This is a genomic window from Lapidilactobacillus bayanensis (genome assembly GCF_003946695.1).
GTDB lineage: Bacteria > Bacillota > Bacilli > Lactobacillales > Lactobacillaceae > Lapidilactobacillus > Lapidilactobacillus bayanensis.
This window is the reverse complement of record NZ_RHOX01000031.1, coordinates 1-21,127: the sequence shown is the minus strand read 5'-3', so window position 1 is coordinate 21,127 and position 21,127 is coordinate 1. Positions and strand designations below refer to the sequence as shown.

General features: G+C 39.9%; 16 protein-coding genes and 1 rRNA gene. 7 read left to right on the top strand and 10 right to left on the bottom strand.

Annotated elements, in window-relative coordinates; genetic code table 11:
• The first annotated feature begins 286 nt into the window (after positions 1–286).
• The gene (locus EKM65_RS09900; RefSeq protein ID WP_125608025.1) at positions 287–2,644 is read left to right on the top strand and encodes an ATP-dependent DNA helicase; all 2,358 of its coding nucleotides are present in this window, start codon (positions 287–289) and stop codon (positions 2,642–2,644) included.
• A gap of 231 nt (positions 2,645–2,875) precedes the next feature.
• On the opposite strand, the gene EKM65_RS09895 is transcribed toward EKM65_RS09900, so the two are convergent.
• From EKM65_RS09895 to deoC, 4 genes are all read right to left on the bottom strand, one after another.
• The gene (locus EKM65_RS09895) at positions 2,876–3,076 is read right to left on the bottom strand and encodes a hypothetical protein (RefSeq protein WP_125608023.1); all 201 of its coding nucleotides are present in this window, start codon (positions 3,074–3,076) and stop codon (positions 2,876–2,878) included.
• Between the two features lie 186 nt (positions 3,077–3,262).
• Complete coding sequence (deoD, locus tag EKM65_RS09890) at positions 3,263–3,961, bottom strand: purine-nucleoside phosphorylase (RefSeq protein ID WP_125608021.1); 699 nt, start codon at positions 3,959–3,961, stop codon at positions 3,263–3,265.
• 11 nt (positions 3,962–3,972) lie between these two features.
• The gene (locus tag EKM65_RS09885; protein ID WP_125608019.1) at positions 3,973–5,169 is read right to left on the bottom strand and encodes a phosphopentomutase; all 1,197 of its coding nucleotides are present in this window, start codon (positions 5,167–5,169) and stop codon (positions 3,973–3,975) included.
• 31 nt (positions 5,170–5,200) lie between these two features.
• Positions 5,201–5,872, bottom strand: a complete 672-nt coding sequence (deoC, locus tag EKM65_RS09880; RefSeq protein WP_164506905.1) for a deoxyribose-phosphate aldolase — start codon at positions 5,870–5,872, stop codon at positions 5,201–5,203.
• A gap of 220 nt (positions 5,873–6,092) precedes the next feature.
• Between deoC and EKM65_RS09875 the strand changes: the two genes are divergently transcribed.
• A complete protein-coding gene (locus tag EKM65_RS09875) occupies positions 6,093–6,341 on the top strand; it encodes a GlsB/YeaQ/YmgE family stress response membrane protein (RefSeq protein WP_125608015.1) in 249 nt (82 codons plus the stop codon).
• 424 nt (positions 6,342–6,765) lie between these two features.
• The gene (locus EKM65_RS09870) at positions 6,766–7,626 is read left to right on the top strand and encodes an AraC family transcriptional regulator (RefSeq protein WP_125608013.1); all 861 of its coding nucleotides are present in this window, start codon (positions 6,766–6,768) and stop codon (positions 7,624–7,626) included.
• 102 nt (positions 7,627–7,728) lie between these two features.
• On the opposite strand, the gene EKM65_RS09865 is transcribed toward EKM65_RS09870, so the two are convergent.
• Positions 7,729–9,204, bottom strand: a complete 1,476-nt coding sequence (locus EKM65_RS09865; protein ID WP_125608011.1) for an amino acid permease — start codon at positions 9,202–9,204, stop codon at positions 7,729–7,731.
• Positions 9,205–9,267: 63 nt separating this feature from the next.
• A complete protein-coding gene (gene ebgA, locus EKM65_RS09860; RefSeq protein WP_125608009.1) occupies positions 9,268–12,249 on the bottom strand; it encodes a beta-galactosidase subunit alpha in 2,982 nt (993 codons plus the stop codon).
• Positions 12,250–12,777: 528 nt separating this feature from the next.
• On the opposite strand from ebgA, the gene EKM65_RS09855 reads away from it, so the two are divergent.
• Complete coding sequence (locus tag EKM65_RS09855) at positions 12,778–13,569, top strand: helix-turn-helix transcriptional regulator (protein WP_125608007.1); 792 nt, start codon at positions 12,778–12,780, stop codon at positions 13,567–13,569.
• 15 nt (positions 13,570–13,584) lie between these two features.
• Complete coding sequence (locus tag EKM65_RS09850) at positions 13,585–14,211, top strand: alpha/beta fold hydrolase (RefSeq protein WP_125608005.1); 627 nt, start codon at positions 13,585–13,587, stop codon at positions 14,209–14,211.
• Positions 14,212–14,464: 253 nt separating this feature from the next.
• Here the strand turns inward: EKM65_RS09850 and EKM65_RS09845 are convergent, their stop codons facing one another.
• Positions 14,465–14,941, bottom strand: a complete 477-nt coding sequence (locus EKM65_RS09845) for a MarR family winged helix-turn-helix transcriptional regulator (RefSeq protein ID WP_125608003.1) — start codon at positions 14,939–14,941, stop codon at positions 14,465–14,467.
• A 94-nt stretch (positions 14,942–15,035) separates the two neighbouring features.
• Between EKM65_RS09845 and EKM65_RS09840 the strand changes: the two genes are divergently transcribed.
• Together EKM65_RS09840 and EKM65_RS09835 are read left to right on the top strand one after the other, a co-directional pair.
• On the top strand, positions 15,036–15,626 hold the full coding sequence (locus EKM65_RS09840) for an NAD(P)H-dependent oxidoreductase (protein WP_125608001.1): 591 nt from the start codon (positions 15,036–15,038) through the stop codon (positions 15,624–15,626).
• Between the two features lie 161 nt (positions 15,627–15,787).
• Positions 15,788–18,346, top strand: a complete 2,559-nt coding sequence (locus EKM65_RS09835) for a cation-translocating P-type ATPase (RefSeq protein WP_125607999.1) — start codon at positions 15,788–15,790, stop codon at positions 18,344–18,346.
• A 224-nt stretch (positions 18,347–18,570) separates the two neighbouring features.
• Here EKM65_RS09835 and EKM65_RS11340 read toward each other — a convergent pair whose 3' ends face one another.
• The 3 genes from EKM65_RS11340 to rrf all read right to left on the bottom strand — a co-directional run.
• Positions 18,571–18,729 carry a hypothetical protein gene (locus EKM65_RS11340; RefSeq protein ID WP_164506904.1) on the bottom strand — a complete coding sequence of 53 codons (159 nt, stop codon included), beginning with the start codon at positions 18,727–18,729 and terminating at the stop codon, positions 18,571–18,573.
• A gap of 83 nt (positions 18,730–18,812) precedes the next feature.
• Complete coding sequence (spxB, locus tag EKM65_RS09830) at positions 18,813–20,636, bottom strand: pyruvate oxidase (protein WP_125607997.1); 1,824 nt, start codon at positions 20,634–20,636, stop codon at positions 18,813–18,815.
• A 405-nt stretch (positions 20,637–21,041) separates the two neighbouring features.
• Positions 21,042–21,127, bottom strand: a 5S ribosomal RNA gene (rrf, locus tag EKM65_RS11650); the annotation flags it as partial.

The window sequence follows — 21,127 nt, the reverse complement described above, 5'->3', positions numbered from 1 at the left end:
AAATAAATACCGCTCAGTAGTGACATTAATGTTAGCAATTTATTGCTTACATTAAGGCTCGTATTTGAGACGATTTGTATTTTAATCGGCTCAAATCGACGCCCACTACGTTCCAGCGCCAAGTATTTATTTTCCACCACGATACCTCGCACGTTTCATATACAACCTTTGCGTAAGCGCGAAGAATCACAACACAACAGTTCTAGGATTTAGTCTGTATTGTCATTTTTTCGATCTCATATCGGGTATAATAAGGGCAATAGATTATCGTTAAGGAGGCGGGATCATGGTTCAGCGAATTGGAATTCGTGAATTAATTGAGTTTACTTTGCGATCCGGTGATCTCGTCGTACAGTCGCGCAGCAACCACACCGCGCTGGAAGGTGCGCGGATTCACCGTAAGTTACAGAAACAAGCAGGGCCAGACTACCAAAAAGAAATCAGTCTTAATTACGAAACAACTTTAGACGGACAAGACGTCAAAATTGAAGGCCGTGCTGATGGCGTCGTAATTGATCCCGACACCCACGGAATTCTCGTTGATGAAATCAAAACTGCGGAAACTGACTTTGCTGATTTAACTCAGGATGCACTAACCCGTTATTGGGGCCAGGCTAAATTTTACGCTTGGTTGCTTGCTGAAAAAGAAACCGTCGATCATGTCACAGTTCAACTGACCTATTTTCAAACGACGACCGAAATCGTTACTCGCGAACAACAAACTTGGACGCATGATGATCTCGGCAAATTTGTCCAAGACGTTTTAAAGGAATATGAATTCTGGCTACACTTGCGTTCACAATGGTTGCTCGAGCGGAATGAAGCTGCAGAAAAGCTTAATTTTCCCTACGCCGATTTTCGCGCCGGTCAACGCAAATTTTCTGGTGTCGTTTACAAAACGATTGCCGCGCAAAAGATTTTATTGACCGAAGCGCCAACTGGGGCCGGTAAAACAATCGCTACACTGTTCCCGACAATTAAATCGTTTGTCGATAATAAAGTGAATCGGATTTTTTACTTAACGGCTAAAACTAGCACTCGCGCTGTCGCCGAAGCGACGTTAAAAGACTTACGCGCTCATAATGCCAAGATTAAAAGTGTGACACTCACCGCCAAAGAAAAAATTACTTTCCCAATTCCGGAAGGTTACCCGGCTGGACATTCACCCTATACAGATGGCTATTATGATCGTATCAAGCCTGCCTTGAAGGACTTAATTGCTCATGAAGATAATTGGGATCGTTCTACAATCGAACAATATGCGCAAAAGCATACGGTTGATCCCTTTGAATTTAGTCTAGATGCCAGTAGATTTGCCGATGTTATTATTGGCGACTACAATTATTTATTTGATCCACAATCTTATTTGCTGAGATTTTTCGCCAATCCGCAGATAGGCAATGTTTTTCTGATTGACGAAGCACACAATTTGGTTAGCCGTTCGCGGGAAATGTATAGCACGGAATTAACTCAAGCACCGCTGCACGCACTTGATAAAGCCATTCGTGGTCAAAAAACGCAGGTAATTGCTGACTTACGAAAAGCATTAAAGCCGATTAAAGCAAACTTCAAAAAATTACCAACACTTCTACCAGAGCCAGAATTAGCTGAACAGCCGATTGCCGATCTTGAAGATGATTTTGTGAATGATTTTTATCGTGGACAAGAATTGTTACGCGATTGGTTGGGTAAAAATATTGACCAGCCAGTTCACGAAGCAGTCTTAAATTACTTTTTCGAATTGACTAGTTGGTTACGAATTTACGATTTTTACGGTGACAATTATCAAACTATCGTCAAAACAAAACCGACGTTGACTTTAGCCTTGCGTTGTCTTGATGCCAGCCAATATCTACAGGAAAGTTTGCACAAAGGTGACGCCGCAATTTTATTTTCTGCAACGTTATCACCGCTAACTTATTATCAAGAAACGTTAACTGCTGCGGATCCCGACGCGTTAATCTTTCGCATGTCATCACCATTTCCACCGCAGAATCAGTGCCTATTGATTACCAACTATATCCAAACCACCTATGCCCAACGTGACGCTAATTTACCTAAAATCATTAGCGCCTTGCAAAAAATGATTGCGGCTAAAGTTGGTAACTATTTAGTTTTCCTGCCGTCCTATCATTATCTAACAGAAGTTGCCACTGAATTTTCAGCAAAGAATCCTGACATCAACGTCATTCAACAAGATAGCCATAACGACACGATAACGCGACAAGATTTTCTCGCACAATTTTCTGCAGACAACACCGCAACGTTAGTTGGCTTCGCTGTTTTGGGTGGTTCTTTTGCAGAAGGTATCGACCTTAAAGGTGACCGCTTAATCGGCGTCGCTATTATTAGCGTCGGTTTGCCTGGCCTCAGCTTAGAAAACAATCTAATTAAAGATTATTACCAAGCCAAAAACCATCAAGGCTTTGCCTATGCCTATCAACTCCCAGGTTTTAACAACGTTATGCAGGCTGGCGGACGTCTAATTCGTGACGCCACTGATCGCGGTGTGATTCTGTTACTCGATCAGCGCTTCGCCAGCACCCGCTATCAACGACTCTTCCCACCACACTGGCAACAACAACACCAAGTCCGCAGCGCTGATGAACTAACGCAACAATTGCGGCTGTTTTGGAAAAATTAAGGTTAAAACTATTATCTGCTATTCTTCGTGCCTACGGGAAATACGCTGGTGGAACGCTGCGAGCTTGGTTTGAGCCGAATCAAAACCAATTCGTCTCAAACTCAAGCTTTCTTGTAAATGGTAAACCATTAACAAGAATTCCGCGGCTGACCGCGATTTCCCTCCGGCACTGACAAAAGAGATATGGTGTGATTTAATCGCAAATTTGTGCTTCTAAAAATTGTAAGCTGTCTAACCACTCGTCAATTCGGTGCTTGCGCAAGGGTTGCCCTCTTGCTTGTCTAGTGGCGGCAAATAAATACCGCTCAGTAGTGACATTAATGTTGGCAATTTATTGCTTACATTAAGGCTCGTATTTGAGCTGATTTGCATTGCAATCGGCTCAAATCGACGCCCACTACGTTCCAGCGACAAGTATTTATTTGCCGCCACGATACCTCGCACGTTCCATATACAACCTTTGCGCAAACACGAAGAAGTACAACATAACAGTTCTAGTTGCCACTATTCAGTTAGCTATGCTAACACGAAGAAGTACCACAGTTCAGTTCTCGCAGTTAACAATTTTTTCCCATTCAAAAAGGCTAGCACAAAAATGTGCTAGCCTTTCTCAATCTCTTAATTAACTTGTAACGCCAGATTAATCATGTCGTTAAACGATGTTTGTCGTTCTTCGGCTGTTGTTTCTTCACCAGTAACCAAATGATTACTGATTGTCAGAATCGCCAAAGCACGACGATGGAATTTAGCAGCTAATAAATACAGCGCTGGTGATTCCATTTCAGTTGCTAAAATACCATAGTCAATCAACTTTTGCTTGTCTAATTCGTCATTATAGAAACGATCTTCACCCAAAACGTTACCAACATGCCACTTCATACCTTCAGCTTCGGCGATTGTTGCTGCTTGTGATAGTAAGCCATAGTCAGCAATGGGCGCGAAGTTGACACCCGGGCCAAACGTGTTGGTCACAATTGAAGAGTCGGTTGACGCGGCTTGACCTAAAACAACGTCACGAATGTGAACATCACGGCCCATACCACCGGCAGTTCCCACGCGAATTAAAGTTTGCACATCGTATTCTTGAATCAATTCGTTAACATAAATCGAAATTGAAGGAATCCCCATTCCCGTTGCTTGAATGGAAACTCGTTCGCCTCGATAAAGACCTGTGTAACCAAAGCAATTACGAATTTCGTTATAACGATTAATATCAGTTAAGAAGTTTTCGGCAATATATTTTGCCCGTAACGGATCGCCGGGTAATAATACTTTTTCAGCGATTTCACCTTTACTTGCACCAATATGTGTACTCATTAACCTACCTCCTACTTCAGCTCTGCTAAGAAACTCTTGCCAACATCTTTACCAGCAATCTGGAAATTATCAAGTACTGTGGCACCAAAGTCAGAGAATGGTGAGCGAATACCCAATGAACCAGTGCCAGTACTTGGTGAATAAGCCAATAATGGTACATATTCCCGTGTATGATCAGTTCCCTTGAAGCCAGGGTCGTTGCCGTGATCTGCGGTAATGATCAATAAGTCGTCATCGTTTAATTTTGGCAATAATTCGCCTAAACGTTCATCGAAGGCCATTAGTGCCTCGCCATCACCTTGAGGATTGCGGCGGTGACCGTACATCGCATCAAAATCAACTAAGTTAGTAAAACAGAAACCAGTAAAATCAGTATCGGCAGCAGCAATCGTTTTATCCATGCCATCCATATTACTCGTTGTATGCCAACCCTTAGTAATCCCATGACTAGAGAAAATATCATTAATCTTGCCAACACCAAGCACATCAAGACCAGCATCCTTTAAACGGTCCAAATCAGTCGGTTCTGTTGGTTCTAGGGTGTAGTCATGACGATCACTCGTACGGACGAAATGATCCTTGTCAGGGCCATTATAAGGCCGCATAATGACACGGCCAACATGATATTCATCGACGGTTAATGAGCGGGCGTATTCACAGATCCGTCGTAATTCTTCAAGAGGAATAATATCCGTATGTCCAGCAATTTGTAAAACAGAATCGCCAGAAGTATAGACAATCAAATCGCCAGTGGCCATCTGTTGTTCACCATAATCATGAATCACATCCGTACCAGAATATGGTTTATTAACAATCACATGGCGGCCACTGAAATCTTCAATCTTCTTAATTAATTCTGCAGGGAATCCGTTAGGGAAAAATCCCAAAGGTTTGGTAACAGGTAAGCCCATCATTTCCCAGTGACCATCCATACTATCTTTACCTGCAGAGATTTCAAACATTTTGCCATAATAACCTTTTGGATCAGCAATTGGTTCTACACCAAGAATTGGTTTAGCTTCACGAATATTTCCTAAGCCCAATTTCTGTAAGTTAGGCACACTAAATTTACCTTGCCAGAATTCACCGATGTGCCCTAATGTGTCAGCACCTTCATCGCCGAATTTTGCAGCATCAGGTGCTTCACCAATACCGATTGAATCAAGTACGATTCCAAAAACACGTTTGAAACGATAATCATTAGCCAAAGTAACGCCCTCCTTAAAAAATGGTCAGAAATTATTTTTGAGTTGCTTCGTATTCTTTTACAATGGCAACCGACGCACTAGCACCGACCCGGTTAGCCCCAGCATCAATAACAGCTTGAGCATCAGCTAAACTGTGGACGCCACCAGAAGCCTTAACACCAATATTAGGGCCGACTGTCTTGCGCATAATTGCAACATCGTGAGCGTTAGCACCACCAGTTGAAAAACCAGTTGATGTTTTAACGAAGTCCGTACCTGCTGCGACTGCTAGTTGACAAGCTTTAACCTTTTGATCATCTGTTAGTAATGCCGTTTCAATAATAACCTTTAATTTGGCACCACCAGCATGAGCGGCCCGCGCAACATTCATGATATCAGTCTTAACCGCTTCATCATGACCTGCAATCAATTCCCCAATGTTGATTACCATATCTACTTCCTGCGCACCATCATGCAAAGCTTGTGCGGTTTCCGCCACCTTGGCAACTGTTGACGTTGCACCCAGAGGAAAGCCAATCACAGTACAAGTCGTTACACCAGTACCTTTTAATTCATCAGCGGTTAATTTAACCCAATAAGGATTGATACATACTGACGCGAACTGATATTCTTTAGCTTCAGCAATAACCTGACGAACCTCACGCTCAGTTGCTTCAGGCTTCAATAAAGTGTGGTCAAAATACTTTGCAAAACTTTCCATCAAAACACCCCTCTAATAATCTGTGGTCGTACGATTTATTTATAAATTACCTAATTGCATCATACCATTAGCAGCAGTTTGATGATAGTTTTAATGCAAAAATTATCACGTTTAACGTTGCTGAAATTCAACTCTCAATGGTGATAACTGTTGCGTTTTCTTTTGGCACTAATTTATTTTATGTTAAAATAAGACTAATTCATTTTGAAAAGAGGTTAAGCTAATGGGTTGGTTATGGACATTAATTATTGGTGCTGTGATCGGTGCAATTGCCGGTGCAATTACAAGCCGTGATCTGCCATTAGGTTGCATTGGTAATATTATTGGTGGTTTACTAGGCGCTAAGCTAGGCCAAATGATCTTCGGAACTTGGGGACCAAAATTAGCCGGCATGGCTCTAGCTCCATCCATTCTGGGCGCGGTGATCGTCGTCGCTGTTATTTCATTGTTTATTGGCCGCAGAAAGAACTAATTAGAGCGTGAAAAGCAACGGGTTGCTGGTATTAATTTAAGTGGAAAGATTGGTGCATGACAATGCAAGGAACTTCACGCTTAAAGGCACTGTGGCCAGTTGTTCGTAGCACGTTTCAAATCAGAGCACGGAACAGCAACGGGTTATTGCCCTTATACATTCTAAAATGCAGAGTAAAAGATACCGAGATTTTTGTCCCAGTCGCCTTTTACTCTGTTTTGTCATGGTACAAAAATTCAAGTCTAAGTGTCTTAACTACATCATTCTACTCAACCAAAAACTTGATTAAACAAAATAACTAAGTTAATCATCCAACTCAATTTGATTTTTATCTCACCTTCTTATCTTTTATTTTAAAGGCTTTGAGCAAGCCTATATAAGCGATTTCATTCATGCTATGATATACGATAGGTGGTGTTAAAATATGTTCAAAGAAAATAAATGGCTTCGAACAGATAATCTCATCAGTGATGAGCTATCAATCTTTGAGGTTGGATATGAAGATGTGCGCACACGAGCGCCTTACCAATATGAACAATTAGATTATTATCTCATCCACTTTATCGTACATGGCGAGGGAATATTCGCCATTAACAATGAAACTCATCAATTAAGTCGTGGCGATGGTTTCATTATTCCGCCATATACCGACAATAATTATTACCCACTAGCCGGGAATCCTTGGAGTTATCGTTGGATCGGCGTTCGTGGCACTGCAGCAAAGAAAATATTTAAAACAGTCGGACTAGGATCAGGTAGTTATGTCTATCATCATGACAATGTACATCAACTTGATCGGCTATTTGCAGATGTTTTTGATACTTTCGCGAACGATCATTTATATGGCTCTCTAGGAAAATTCTATGAGATTATCAGTCTTTTAACTGACGATTACCATCAACGTTCCCGTGTCGAAACCACACCTGAACAGCAGTACATGATTGCCGCCGTCAAAATTATTCAAGAGCAATATAACAATCCTAATCTGCAAATTGGCCAAATTGCGGATATGATTAAGATTGAAAGAAGTTATTTGTATAAAATCTTCATGCGTCATTTAGCAATTTCTCCTAAAGCATATTTACTCCAATATAGAATTAACCAGTCAACACAACTACTATTGTCTTCCAATTTATCGATCGCTGAAATTGCAACACAAACTGGGTTTTCTAATTATTCTCAATTCTCAAAATCCTTTTCAAAATATCGGCACATTTCACCAACAGCATTTCGCAAACAATTTGCTTCAGATGAGATTGTTCCCTTCAAATCATGGCTTAATTAAATTGGCCTAATGAAAAATCCTCCTTAATCAAATGACTAAGGAGGATTTATTAATTCTCAATAATTGGCGACAACTAAAACTTTCCCAACATACAATCACAAGTTACTTTTTCAACTGTTTCTTAGCTTCGCGCTTTTCATAGCGATCCCAATAAATCCAAGCAATTCCCATAAACAGGACAACTCCTAAAACGTTATAGACTAATGTTCCAATTGGGCTTGCTTCTCCTTTTGGTAGATTACCCGCTAATTCTTGAGCAATTAAATGTGGTTCTGGAACTGTCGACATAAAGAAAATGAATAAGAAGACCAACAATAGAAATATTCCGGCAGTCAATCCAAAAGCACGATTGCCAAAGCGGAAACTACGCGCCATGTCATCTTTTTTCCAACGTAACCCGATATAAGCAATCAAAATAAATAATACTGGCAACAAAGAGGTTGCGGCGGTCATATTAATTAAGGTCTGCAAGAAACTATTCAGATCACCAAAACCAATCGCAGGCACAATCATGAGTAGCGTCACAACAATACCTTGAACGATCAAAGCATTGGTTGGATTACCTTCATCGTTGGTCTTAACCAACCATTTACCAAACACATCTTCAGGAATTTCCGAGAAGAAAACTTTTACTGGTGCAGCAGTCCATAGTGCCAATGATCCCAAACTACCGACGAACAAAATCAAGCCGACTAGGCGAACCATCACACCACCAGGAATATTAAAGTGTGCACCTAGAATTCTAAAGATATCAAAAATACCATTAGAAAAATTGCCGGTCAAAACTGAATGAGGGACCACAAAGCCAACAGCAACAGCACCTAGTACATACATCAAGCCAACAAAAACTGTAGAAATAATCATCGTGCGGACAAATGTTTTATTACCACCCTTAGTATCCTTAATGTACACACCAATACTTTCACCACCTCCGACTGCCTGAAGAATCCAAGCCATTGTCATGAAGAAGGTCCAATCAAATTTTGGTGAGACCGTTTTGAATGTAAAGTCCTGAGCGGGTTGTTCTCCCATACCCATTACGACAATAAATGCGAGTACAACAAAGGCTATTCCCATAAAGATCCGCGCCGTGCCAGCGAGATTGGTTACCTTTGAAATCCAAGTAACCCCTTTGATACAAACCCAAGTCATAATCCAAAACAATACGATTGATAAAACCGAAATAATCCTAGTACCTGATGGACCTTCGAAGACATTCTTTCCTAAAAAAGTATATGATCCATAAATCAACGTGTTAGGTAATAATGAAACAAAGAAGAATAGATTAACAAAGAAGTAAGACCAGGCGCCAAGAAAGGCAAACTTACTGCCAAGAACACTCTCTAACCAACTATGCACACCTGATTCCTTATCCGAATTAGCCGATGCAAATTCGGCAACCATTAGAATAAAAGGTAAAAAGTAGAAAACACTGCCAAAAATATAACCAGGGATTGTTGCTAAACCAATTGTAATACTATTATTAACAATACTAGGAAAACTAAAGACTGCCGCAAATGTCATCAACATTAAGGCAGAAGATCCTAAACGTTGACGCGAATTTTTTTCATTGTCCATTATTTGTCTCCTCCGTTTATAGGACTTAGTTAAGCAAGCAAATCTACGAAATTCTTAACTTGTTTAATTCAATTCGAAGTTAAACCCGAAACTGAAATCAGCAAATTTACAGCGATACTTTTTCAGTTGATTTTGCCCACAAGAATTTGTCCCGAGACCATTCTGTTTGAAATCAATATATAAGTTGACTGCATCTGACTTCTGAAGGTCAACTGTATGTTTGGCCAGCTCCAAAGACCGATCTGTATAATTCGACACACTAAAGTTCAATGGATTGAATGTTTTGATTTCGATTTGATCATCATTAGCTCTCAGATCAATCAAGTCTGTAGACATATGATTACCATTCTCTTGCGGTTTAACATAATCAACAAATAAATTATCAACAGTTGTATCAAAGACACCTAAATAACTTGCCTGGCAAGAGTCCATGTAGTTTTCTGTTGGTCCAAGACCACGATAAGTTACATGTTGATAGTCATTTGGTAATTGGAGTACCACTCCAATTCGTGGCAACATTTCCGGAGCACAATCTAATTTACCCGCTGCAATTCCGTTAACCTTAAAGTCGAAACTTCCGTCTTGATGGATCAGATAGTCTTGTTGAATTTGATAATACCAACCGCTATTAGTTGTGCCAACTAACTTCTCCATAGTCACTTGGTAATCACCGTTACCAAGTTTTTGTAAACTAACATCGACAGTATTTTCATGCCATAAATTCAAGAAGTATTTGTGATAATAGTCATTCAATAATTCCATATCATTATCAATCGGTGCTCGCCAAAAATTCATTTGAATACCCTCAGTAATAATTGGGCTTTCATGCTGTGTTAGGCTAAATTTTCCACTAATTTTGTCAAAGCGATATTGATTTTGCTTAACTTGAATATCAATTGACAAATCGTCTTCATTAGCTGTAATTGGAAACTTCTCTTGATGATTAAAATTATTTTTGGGACGTTGTATAACAATTGTGCTATCGCCCAAATCAGCATCAGTTGTCCATTCTGTTGATTCTGCTAAGGATGATTGAATATGCAAGACATAAAGTTTATTGAGATCTAGTTGTGGCAGTTGAAGGGCTAATTTAATTTTTTTACTATGGTGTGGTGCAATTTCGGTAATATTTAACGGACCATGCAAGATCTCCTTACCATCTTCTTCAAGTAGATAATTAAAGTTAAAGGCTTTACTTGTTAGAAAATCCAAGCGATTAAACATTTCAATTTGTAAAGTTGGTAGGTCAATCACATTAATCTGGAATGGCTCAAATGTTTTTTTAACTTCTGTTAAGGCAGTTGATGGACGCCCATCCGGACGAATTAATCCGTCAATACAGAAATTACTGTTGTTCGGTTCATCGCCGAAATCACCGCCATAACGATAATAAACTTGACCATTCTGTTCAGCGGTAATCCCTTGATCAAACCATTCCCAAATAAAACCACCTTGTAATTGTTCATGACTGTAAAATAGATCTTGATACTCTTTTAAATTACCAGGTCCATTACCCATTGAATGAGCGTACTCGCAAAGTATGTGTGGTTTTTGTGTCTTTTGAATAACTTGATCCATAGTTAGCTTTGAATCATGTTCCAACCAAGTGTACATTGTTGAATAAACATCTGTAACCTCGGCATCAAAGTCACCTTCATAATGAACTAATCTAGTTGGATCTTCTGCTTTACAGTATGCTGCCATCGCCCGAAAGTTGTCACCAAAACTCGATTCGTTACCTAATGACCACATAATAATTGATGGATGGTTCTTATCACGTTGTAATGTGCGCCGCATTCTATCAACATAGGCCGGTTGCCACTTAGGATCATCTGTAATCCAGTCATAACGTCCTGTTAGTTCGAAACCGTGACACTCCAAATCTGTTTCGTCAATAACATACATACCAAGCTCATCACAAAGATCATAAAAAATAGGCGCTTTAGAATAGTGCGAAGTACGAATAGCGTTAATATTGCTGTTCTTCATCAGGCGGATGTTTTTCAAGAAATCATCTTTCGTCATGACTCTTCCCTTGGTAGCACTGTAGTCGTGCATATTAACGCCTTTTAACTTAATGGCAACCCCATTGACTAAAAAGGTTTTACCGACAATTTCAATTTGACGGAAACCGACCTTTTGTTTAACCACCTCAAGCACTTGACCTTGATTCGTTACCGTCAATGTCAAATCATATAATGTTGGTGTTTCAGCAGACCAAAGTTGAACGTCATTAACTTGTTCATCGAGACTAACATTCCCATCAACCGTTTTTTCAAAAACAATCTGATTATCTTTGGCTAGTTGATAGGTAATCTTTTGGTGATCAGTCAGTGTGAAGGTTGGTGTTACAACTAATTCACCCTTAGTATAATCATCATGCAAGTATGTTCTAATTTTTAAATCATAGAGTCCTTTTTGAGGTCGAGAATATAACTTAACATCACGAAATAAACCGCTTAACCACCACATATCTTGATCTTCTAAATACGTGCCATCTGACCATTGAACGACACGTACAGCAATCGTATTTTCACCTTTGTGCAAATATTGAGTGACATCAAACTCGCTGGCTAGTCTTGCTCCTTTACTGAATCCAACACGCTCATCATTAAGATAAAGTTCAAATGCAGAGTCTACACCGTCGAAACCAATGATATATTGTTCATCTGTTGCCACGTCAGCCACTGTGAAAGTTCGCCGATACAAGCCAGTCGGATTTTCAGAAGGAACATGTGGTGGATTAATGGGAAAGTTATACCACAAATCAGAATAATGCATCTTGCCATATCCTTGCAGTTGCCAATTACTAGGAACAGGAATGTTATCCCAAGAAGTATCATCGAAATCAATATTCTGGAAATCTTTTGGTGCGTATTCTGGTGCAGCAATAAATTTAAATTTCCAGGTGCCATTGAGTGATTGATAATTACGCACTTGCTGATCATTTTTTGCAAAGTAAGTGCGGTAACTGCTACGCGGTGCCATTCTATTAATATTTGATAATTGGTAATTCTCCCAAAGTTTTAATTTGCTATTCATCATCGATTACTCCTTAATTTTGTGATATAAGCATTGGCTACGCTTACATTATATTCGAGCTTGTGTCATTTTAAATATCCTTTTGTTGCCAGTATATGTCATAATGTTTAATTGCAAACTGAGGCAGATTTTTAACCGCATTCCCAAAGCCGGTAAAATCAAGCTTTAACTGGATTAGTATTAATATAGTCAAGAAACAAATCGACATATTTTTTATAACCAACCAATTTAGGTACACACAAAAGCGGTTAGATTTTGCTATTCTAACCGCTTCATAATACCTCTTTATTTTTTAAAAAATTTTTTCGAAAGTCATAGCATGATTCCGCTACGATTCTATGGAAAACAACACTCAAAAAGTCACAACCAATTTTTGTTCCCATCTCACCAAGCCAGTGCTTCTATGCAGCCCTATTCCTAGTATATCAACGATGCTCATTAACTAAGCGCACCTTTATTAGCCGTTCTCACATTCTATGATTGTATAAATGCTATACTTTCATTACAGTAATTTTACAAGGAGCAGGTTAGATGTCACTGGGAGATAAAATCAAAGAAAATCGTGCAAAACTAAGTTTGACACAAGAAGAATTGGGAAGAGAATTACATGTCTCAAGACAAACCATTTCAAACTGGGAAGTAGGAAGGAGCTATCCCGATATTGAAAGTCTGATTTTACTAAGTGATTATTTTAACCTTTCCCTTGATAAATTATTGCGGGAGGATACGAAAATGGTATCTAGTTTAAAAAAGAGAAGCATCTCTGAAACAATTTATGTTTTACTCATTGCCTGTCCGAATATCGGCGGATTAACAAGCATCATTGTTGATTTAGCAATCAATAAACAATTAACTTGGTCACAAATCGTATTATCGTCATGTTTATTTTTATTAACATTTTTGATAGCTTTTAAACAGACCAAAAACTATCATTTATTAAAGGCAAGTTTTGCTGCAGGGATTCCGCTGTTTTTATTATTTTTTTCGGTAAAAAACAATACAAGAGACCTTGACTTCGCGCTGTTGTTAAAAATAAGTGTGCTGTGGTTCTTATCCTATCTCTTACTGGTCTATTTAATTGAGCGCTCTAAATTACCATTCTGGAACATCTTAATTGTGATCATGTTAGTCAGTTTTCCGCTAGAAGCGATAACAAGAATGTTGACACATGAAAACTTGCTAGGTTTTGCTGCGCTATTAAGTAATTTCTTCAATTTATTAATTACTGGCGCCATTGTGTTCGCTTATCAGACGAATTTAGATAAGGGATTGCTGAATCACTTGTTGACGAACTACCGGCAATACACACAAACGCGGAAATAACTTCTGAGGTGCTACATGAGAATTGTGATTCTACCCGGCCTTGGGCAAAAGACAGCGGATTGGGATTCAGTAATTAGTGAATTAAGTAATCCAGCTAGTGTTGTGAATTTATTCAAAGGAATAGCTGAAAATACGCCTGTCTCATTTAACAGGCTAGAACAAGAAGTTAACAATGTGTTAGAAGAAATAAACGAACCTTTTGTATTAGTCGGCTTATCTTTAGGTGGGTTGTTAGCACTTAACTACGCCACAGCTAAACTAAGTAAAAATTTAAAAGGCCTGATTATTTGTAGCGCTATTTATAAATCAATTCCTAAAGCAGTTAATGTCTTACAAACATTAATGTTCAATTTCTTATCAGTCAAACAATTAAACATAATGGGGTTAACTAAAAAGCAATTGCTAGACCTGATTTCCTCCATCAATCAACAAGATTTAACGACTACATTAAGCCTCATTCAGCTGCCCACATTAGTGATGTGCGGTCGTAAAGATAAGTTAAATTTAAAAACAACTAAGGAAATTAATCATTTGATTTTGAATTCAAAATTAGAAATTGTTCCCAATGGTTTACACGAACTTAACAAAAGTAACCCCCAAGAAATAGCGCAATTAATGAATCTATTTATCGACAGAATTTAGCTTATTCTTTATTGCTGATGATACGCTGCAATCAAATTAACCCATTCGAAATGTTTCTTCAACAATGGACGAGCGTAAATGTAGATCATTCAGCGTTACATGACCTAGACTTGGAACAAAAAATTCCAAGTCTATTTATTTGGCATTATTCGGAAAATAACTGTGTAAAATTCGGCTGTTCTAGACGACGCCATCAGAAATAATCTCAATGGTGAATAAGCCCTGATGACGTGTAACCGATATGAAATAATTGCTATTCACTTTCATTAACAACTTGTAAGAAGCGTGCCACAATAGCTAAGTCGTCATCAGAAAAGCGGTCCAAAACCGCCTTTAGTCTTCGATCATTGTCGCGATGGTACTGGCGATGCAACGCATAGAGCTGTTGACCTAATGGCAACAATTTGACAAAGGTTGTTTTTTTATTCTCACCTTGATGGAACTTAACAACTAATTGCTCCCGCGCTAGTTTGGTAATACTTTTAGAAACTGTTCCTTGGCGAATAGTTAAATAATTGGCATAATCACTTAACCGTTCATTAGGATGATCAGCAATGACATCAATTAAGTCAAGATCATTAAGCGTCAGTTTTTGAACACTGTTTTGTAATGCGGCCGAACTTTTCTTAACGAACCAAGCCATTGTTTCCGGGTCAATCTGACGATGATGAAACGTGGTCAATTCATTTTGAAGCTGTTCAAATAATTGTTCACGCGGTTGTTCTTTCATTTATATTCCTCCGAATATATTTGACAAATTTATTTGATCGTTCTATACTTTCAATTATATTCCAAGGAATAAATAATTGAAAGAAGTAATCCTTATGAAAGACGTTCTTGTTTTTGATCATCCTTACACTCTAGCTGCTAGTGAAAACCAGCCCCATTTTCGCAGTTATAGCGCTGCACTTGGCAAAGCCGTGATTAACACTCTCACAACTAGCGGTGATGTTGTCGACGTCATTGATTTACACGCTGAGCATTTCGACCCTGTGATGCATCAAAGTGACTTAGAAAATTGGCGCACTAAACAACCTGTCGATCCACAAGCAGAAAGTTATTACCAACGTTTGGCCGTAGCCGATCGTATTATCTTTGTTTTTCCAATTTGGTGGGAAGTAATGCCCGCCATGACGAAGGGCTTTTTAGATAAAGTTTTGAGTAAAAACCACTATCAAAAAAAGAGCCCTCATTTATTGCCTCATAATCCCAAAATCATTGTTTTCACCGTTGCTGGAACGCCAACACCGTTATACCGCCTTGTCTTCGGCAATCCCGTGACAAAATCACTAAAACGTGGCACGTTCAACAAACTAGGACTGCATCACTATTACTGGCATAACTTCAACGCCGAGGATCAATCAGCACAGAAACGCACAGCCACGCTCAAAAACATTGCTAAATATCTTAAATAATTTTCGTATCTGACCGTTAAAATAACTTTTTAACCATCAATAGGTACCACTAGGATTGATTAGAGCTGAGTTTTTAGATTTGCTCGACAAATAATCACCATGCTAAGCTTAAATGGTAAAGATGATTATCCCCCGTCTTGTGGAGAGGAGCAACTATTCTAATGACTCAAACCAACCCATCACTTCAGTCGCCCCATACCAATCCTGAACAAGGGCTAACTGCTACAGAGGTTCAACAATTACAATCCGAATTCGGCGAGAATGTCTTAGTCGAACAGAAAAAACCTAATATTTTTCAGCGTATTTTTTATCATATGCGTGATATTACGTCTTTGGTCTTGTTGTTTGCCGTAGTCCTGTCTACTTATTTAGCCGCTACTACTGATAGTGGCTGGACTAAACCGGCCGTCATTACCTTAATTGTTATTTCAAACGTTGGTATTAGCTTATTTCAAGAAGGACGCACCGAAAAGGCAATTCAGAGTCTTCAGACTTTATCTGCGCAAACTGTCGATGTTAAGCGCGATGGCAAGCGGCAAACTATTCCGGCTCAAGAATTAGTTCCTGGTGATATTCTTCTGTTAAGTGCTGGCAATACCGTCGCTGCAGATGGTGATGTTTTGATGACGACTGGTTTATTAGTTGAAGAAGCAATTTTGACTGGCGAAAGTGAACCCATCGAAAAGAACACAACTGATCAGCACCAGGTTTATTCTGGAACTGCAGTACTTCAAGGCACAGCAACTGTTCTTGTGACGGCAATTGGCATGCAAACGGAACTGGGTCGAATTGCTAATTTACTTAACACAACCAAAAAAATTGAGACGCCATTAGTGCAACGCCTTAACTCATTAGGATTGCGTCTCTCATTGATGGCTATCGTCGGCGGTATTGCTGCTATTTTATTGGCAATTCTACTCTATCAGGACTCGCCAGCTGAAGCTATGATGATTGGGATTGGATTAGCAATTGCTGCCGTGCCAGAGTCACTACCAGTTATTGTAACCTTAAGTCTAACTCATGGCGTTCGGCAAATGGCTCGCCAAAATGCCATCGTGCGGCGAATCACCGCAGTAGAAACAATTGGCAATGTGACCGTTATCGCTTCGGACAAAACTGGTACACTGACTCAAAATAAAATGACCGTCGTTAAAAGTATCGCGCCATCTGGCACAGATATAACAACCCTGGATGCAAAATTAGGACCGCTATGGGCTTTGGCAACCAACGCTAAGTTAGGCGAAACGGCCACCACAGATAGCGGTAGTCCAACGGAGCTGGCAATTTTACGTTTTACGCATGACCAAGGTTATTCGCAAGTAGCTGCTTTAAAGCAATACCCACAAGTGGCCGAAGATCCTTTTAACTCTGCTAAAAAAACAATGGCGACGTTGCACAAAGCCGAGCATGGCTATTTAGCAATTATTAAAGGGGCGTTCGACCGTTTGCAGTTTGCCAATGCAACTGATCAAATGACGCTCCAAAGTGCCCATGATCGGCTAACGGCTTCAGGATTACGTGTTCTGGCTGGTGGTTATCAATACTTTGCTGAAGATCCTGGCGAAACCTGGGCGACAAAACTGAGTCAATTAATTCCACTAGGTCTAGTTGGTATTCAAGATCCACCGCGTCAAGAAGTTGCTGCGGCAATTGGTGAGGCACATCAAGCTGGTATTCGTACTGTCATGATTACTGGTGACCACGTTGGCACAGCCACTGCTATTGCGCGAGAAATCGGTATTTTAAATTCTGATGGACTTGTTCTATCTGGCGCAGAGTTAGCAGAAATGGATGATGCCACATTAAAAACAAAAATTGATCAAGTGCGCGTTTTTGCACGGACGACCCCCACCGACAAATTACGAATCGTTAAAATTTGGCAAGAGCGCGGTGAAGTCGTTGCAATGACTGGTGACGGTGTTAATGATGCACCGGCTCTGCGTCAAGCTGATGTCGGCATTGCCATGGGCATTACTGGTAGTGATGTCGCCAAAAGTGCAGCCGATATGATTTTAGTTGATGATAATTTTGCTACAATTATTGCCGCTGTTCGCCAAGGCCGGACCGTTTATCAGAATATTTTAAAAGCCGTTGAATTTTTGGTTTCCGTCAACTTCGCTCAAATTTTTACGTTATTAGCCGCTGTTTTAATCGGCTGGGGTGCACCGCTTTCTGCCGAACAAATGCTAATTATTAATATTCTGGCCGATGGTATTCCTGGTTTCTTCCTTAGCCAAGAACCTAGTGAAGCTGGCGTCATGTCCTTCTCACCGCTCAACCGCAACGCTAGTATTTGGAGTAATGGCCTTGCCCAGCGCGTTATCGTTCGTACAGTGACGTATGTCGCTCTGATTCTTAGTATTTACGCGCTAGGGCGCTTCGGCCTCAGCAATAACAACGCCGCATTAGGTATGTCCATGTTATTCTTCGTACTAGCGATTGGTTCTGTTCTTGATATGTTTCCCATCAAAACCCGTGGCCCAATCACGAAGCGGACTTTCACCAGTAATCCAGTGCTAACTTGGAGCGTTATTGGAACCATGGCCGTGCTAATTATGATTGGTTTAACGCCGCCACTGGCAACCTTGTTCGGTGTCGTTACCTTGTCGGCAAGCACTTGGGGAATTGTTCTCATTGCCGCTGTTACCCCAATGATGATTGTTGAAGGCTACAAGCGACAACAACACCGTCATCAACTCGCTGCTTGGGTTACATCCTAATGACATTTAATGTTACAAACTATTTTCGCAACTTAAAGAGGAACCGGGATTTTGTCCTGGTTCCTCTTTTTAGTGTTATTGCGCAAGCAAAGTTGAAATTCACAGACCCACCCTGGCTACACTGTCTGATTTAATTAAAAGTTTAAGCAAATAAAGCGGCGAATTCAACACAGCCTTGCATTCCCTTACTTATTTATTTGATCTAATTCTTAATTATAGTCAAACTAACGAGCGTGAAAAAAATGATGCGCACTTTGAGAGAGCACAATAATTACAACCACACCTAAAACTGCAGTAAAAGTCGAGCTAGCGCCGAGTGACAGCCACAAAATAATCGCGATTATTTCAACGCCAAAAATCAAATACTTTGTCATTTTCATCATCTCATTTCGCTCTTGCAATCTTGTCTCATTGATAAACAAAACGGAACCGGAATTTTTCTTCCGGTTCCGTTAAGATGTCATTTTTATAATTCAACGCCAGCTTCGTCAAAGAAGTGTGCCAATGGTTTTAATTCTGCACCATCGTAGGAAGCAAAGAAGTCTTCCACTGAGTCAGCCTTGGGTAAAGTGTGATTGGCATTGTAGTCAGAACTGATTGTTTCTGTTAACTTACCATCTTCAATTCTCATATCCAAAACTTCCACAGGTAAGCCACGTTTTGCGGTGATTTTAGCATCAATTAAGAATGGTCGGCCAGCTTTCGTTACTGCTAGTGCTTGATCGAAGGCCGCCGCTAAATCGCTACTCTTACGAACTGTGATAGATTCAACTCTCATAGCCTTCGCAATCATGGCAAAATCTTGATCTTCAATCTCAATGCCACTATGTTCGACCATGTCAATATCATCTTGCTCTGACTTAATGAAGTTCAAAGTTGTATTACTTGTAATAATGTTAATAACGGGTAATTGATACTTTTTCTCTGTAATTAAATCCTGCATCACCATTGAAAAAGCACCATCACCAGCGATATTGAACACTTGACGCTCTGGGAAACTTAATTTGCCAGCAATTGCACCTGGTAAGCCATAGCCCATCGTAGCGAACAAGGCAGAAATTGTCCATTTGTTCTTCGGCGTGATATTCAAATAACGGAAGGAATTAATGATATTATCACCAACATCAATTGAGAAAATTGCATCTGGTTCTGCAATTCGATTGATTTCTTTATAAAGTGGTTCAAACTCTAATGGCTCTGTATCACGATTCATCATCTTTTGTAAATATTCACGCCAATTCTGATTGTCTGCGACTGCCGCCTTAAAGAACGGTGTTGGTGCCACTGTTTCACTACGTGCCAACAATTTTTCTACGAAATCTGTCGCGTCGCTCCAAACACCATAGTCTAAATAATGATGTCGGCCGAATTGGCTTTGATCAATATCTACTTGTACAAACTTGAAAGGATGAGTTCGGTAAACTAAGTTAGCAAATGGGAAGTCAGCTCCAAGCACAATCACCAAATCAGCGACACCAAAAATCTCTTGAGCTGCCTTCATTGCCGCCCGGTTAGCAAAGCCAAGATTACCTTCGTAGTCATCTGGAACTAAACCCTTTGCCAGCCCAGTTGTCACAATTGGTACTTGTAATTTTTTCGATAACTCAACTAATTTTTCACCGCCAGTGCCGATTCCGCGACCAACGTGGATAACCGGGCGTTTAGCAGCCTTGATCATTTCTAAAACATGATCAGCTTCTTCATCAGTTGTGCTCGGTAACGGACGTTGCTTCAGGTCAGATGGCGATGTGCTCGCATATGGCTCATCCGCAATTGGCACATAGCCAAAGTCATTAGGAATGACAACAACTGCCACACCACGATGCTTATAGGCTTCGCGAATTGCCTTGTCGACAACATAGGGCAAGCTCTGTGGTGTCATGACTAAGCGATTATAAACTGCCACATCTGCAAAGATCGGATTTTCAGCGAATTCTTGGAAATAATTGTAGTTCATATTGGTACTTGGCACTTGCCCAATTAAGGCCAGAACCGGTGCGTGATCTTCGCGAGCATCGTATAAACCCGTTAACAAGTTAGTTGCTCCTGGACCAGCTGACCCAAAAGCAACCGCAATTTTACCAGTCAATTTTGCATCTGCACTAGCTGCAATAGCACCAACTTGTTCGTGGCGAATCTGAACGTACTTCAATCGCTCCTTCTCTGCATCTAATGCTGACATTGTTGAATTAAAGGAACCACCAGGGTAACCATAAATATGTTTAACGCCCCATGCCTCAAGAACACGTAACATAGCGACACTTGCGGGAATAGTATTTGGATTAGACATAACTAGCACCTCGTATTTTCGTTATAATAGTCGTTGAATAAAAGTCGCACCGCTAATTAAATAGCAAACGTTATTTGCAACCGATTTCATTCGCTATAATTAAAATAACGGGTTTCGGTAGGAAATGCAACAGATTTGCTCATCATCAAAACAGGCTGTTATTTAAATCTTCGTTAGTTTAATAATCCTTTTTAAAAACATTTATTAATCGATAATCTTTAATAAATCACGTAACAGTTAGACTTAATCAGTAGAATATAGCAACAGTTTAGTTGTTCTGTACTAAATGTATATTAATCGTCACAATAAAACCTCTGATCTTAGCCGCACCTATCAGATAACTCCCTGAATTGAATATACAAAAAGAGGAACTCATAATTTTCATTATGAGTTCCTCTTCATTTAGCGTGGCAACGCCCTACCCTCGCAGGCAGTCTCCCACCAACTACTCTCGGCGCTAAGAAGCTTAACTTCTGTGTTCGGCATGGATA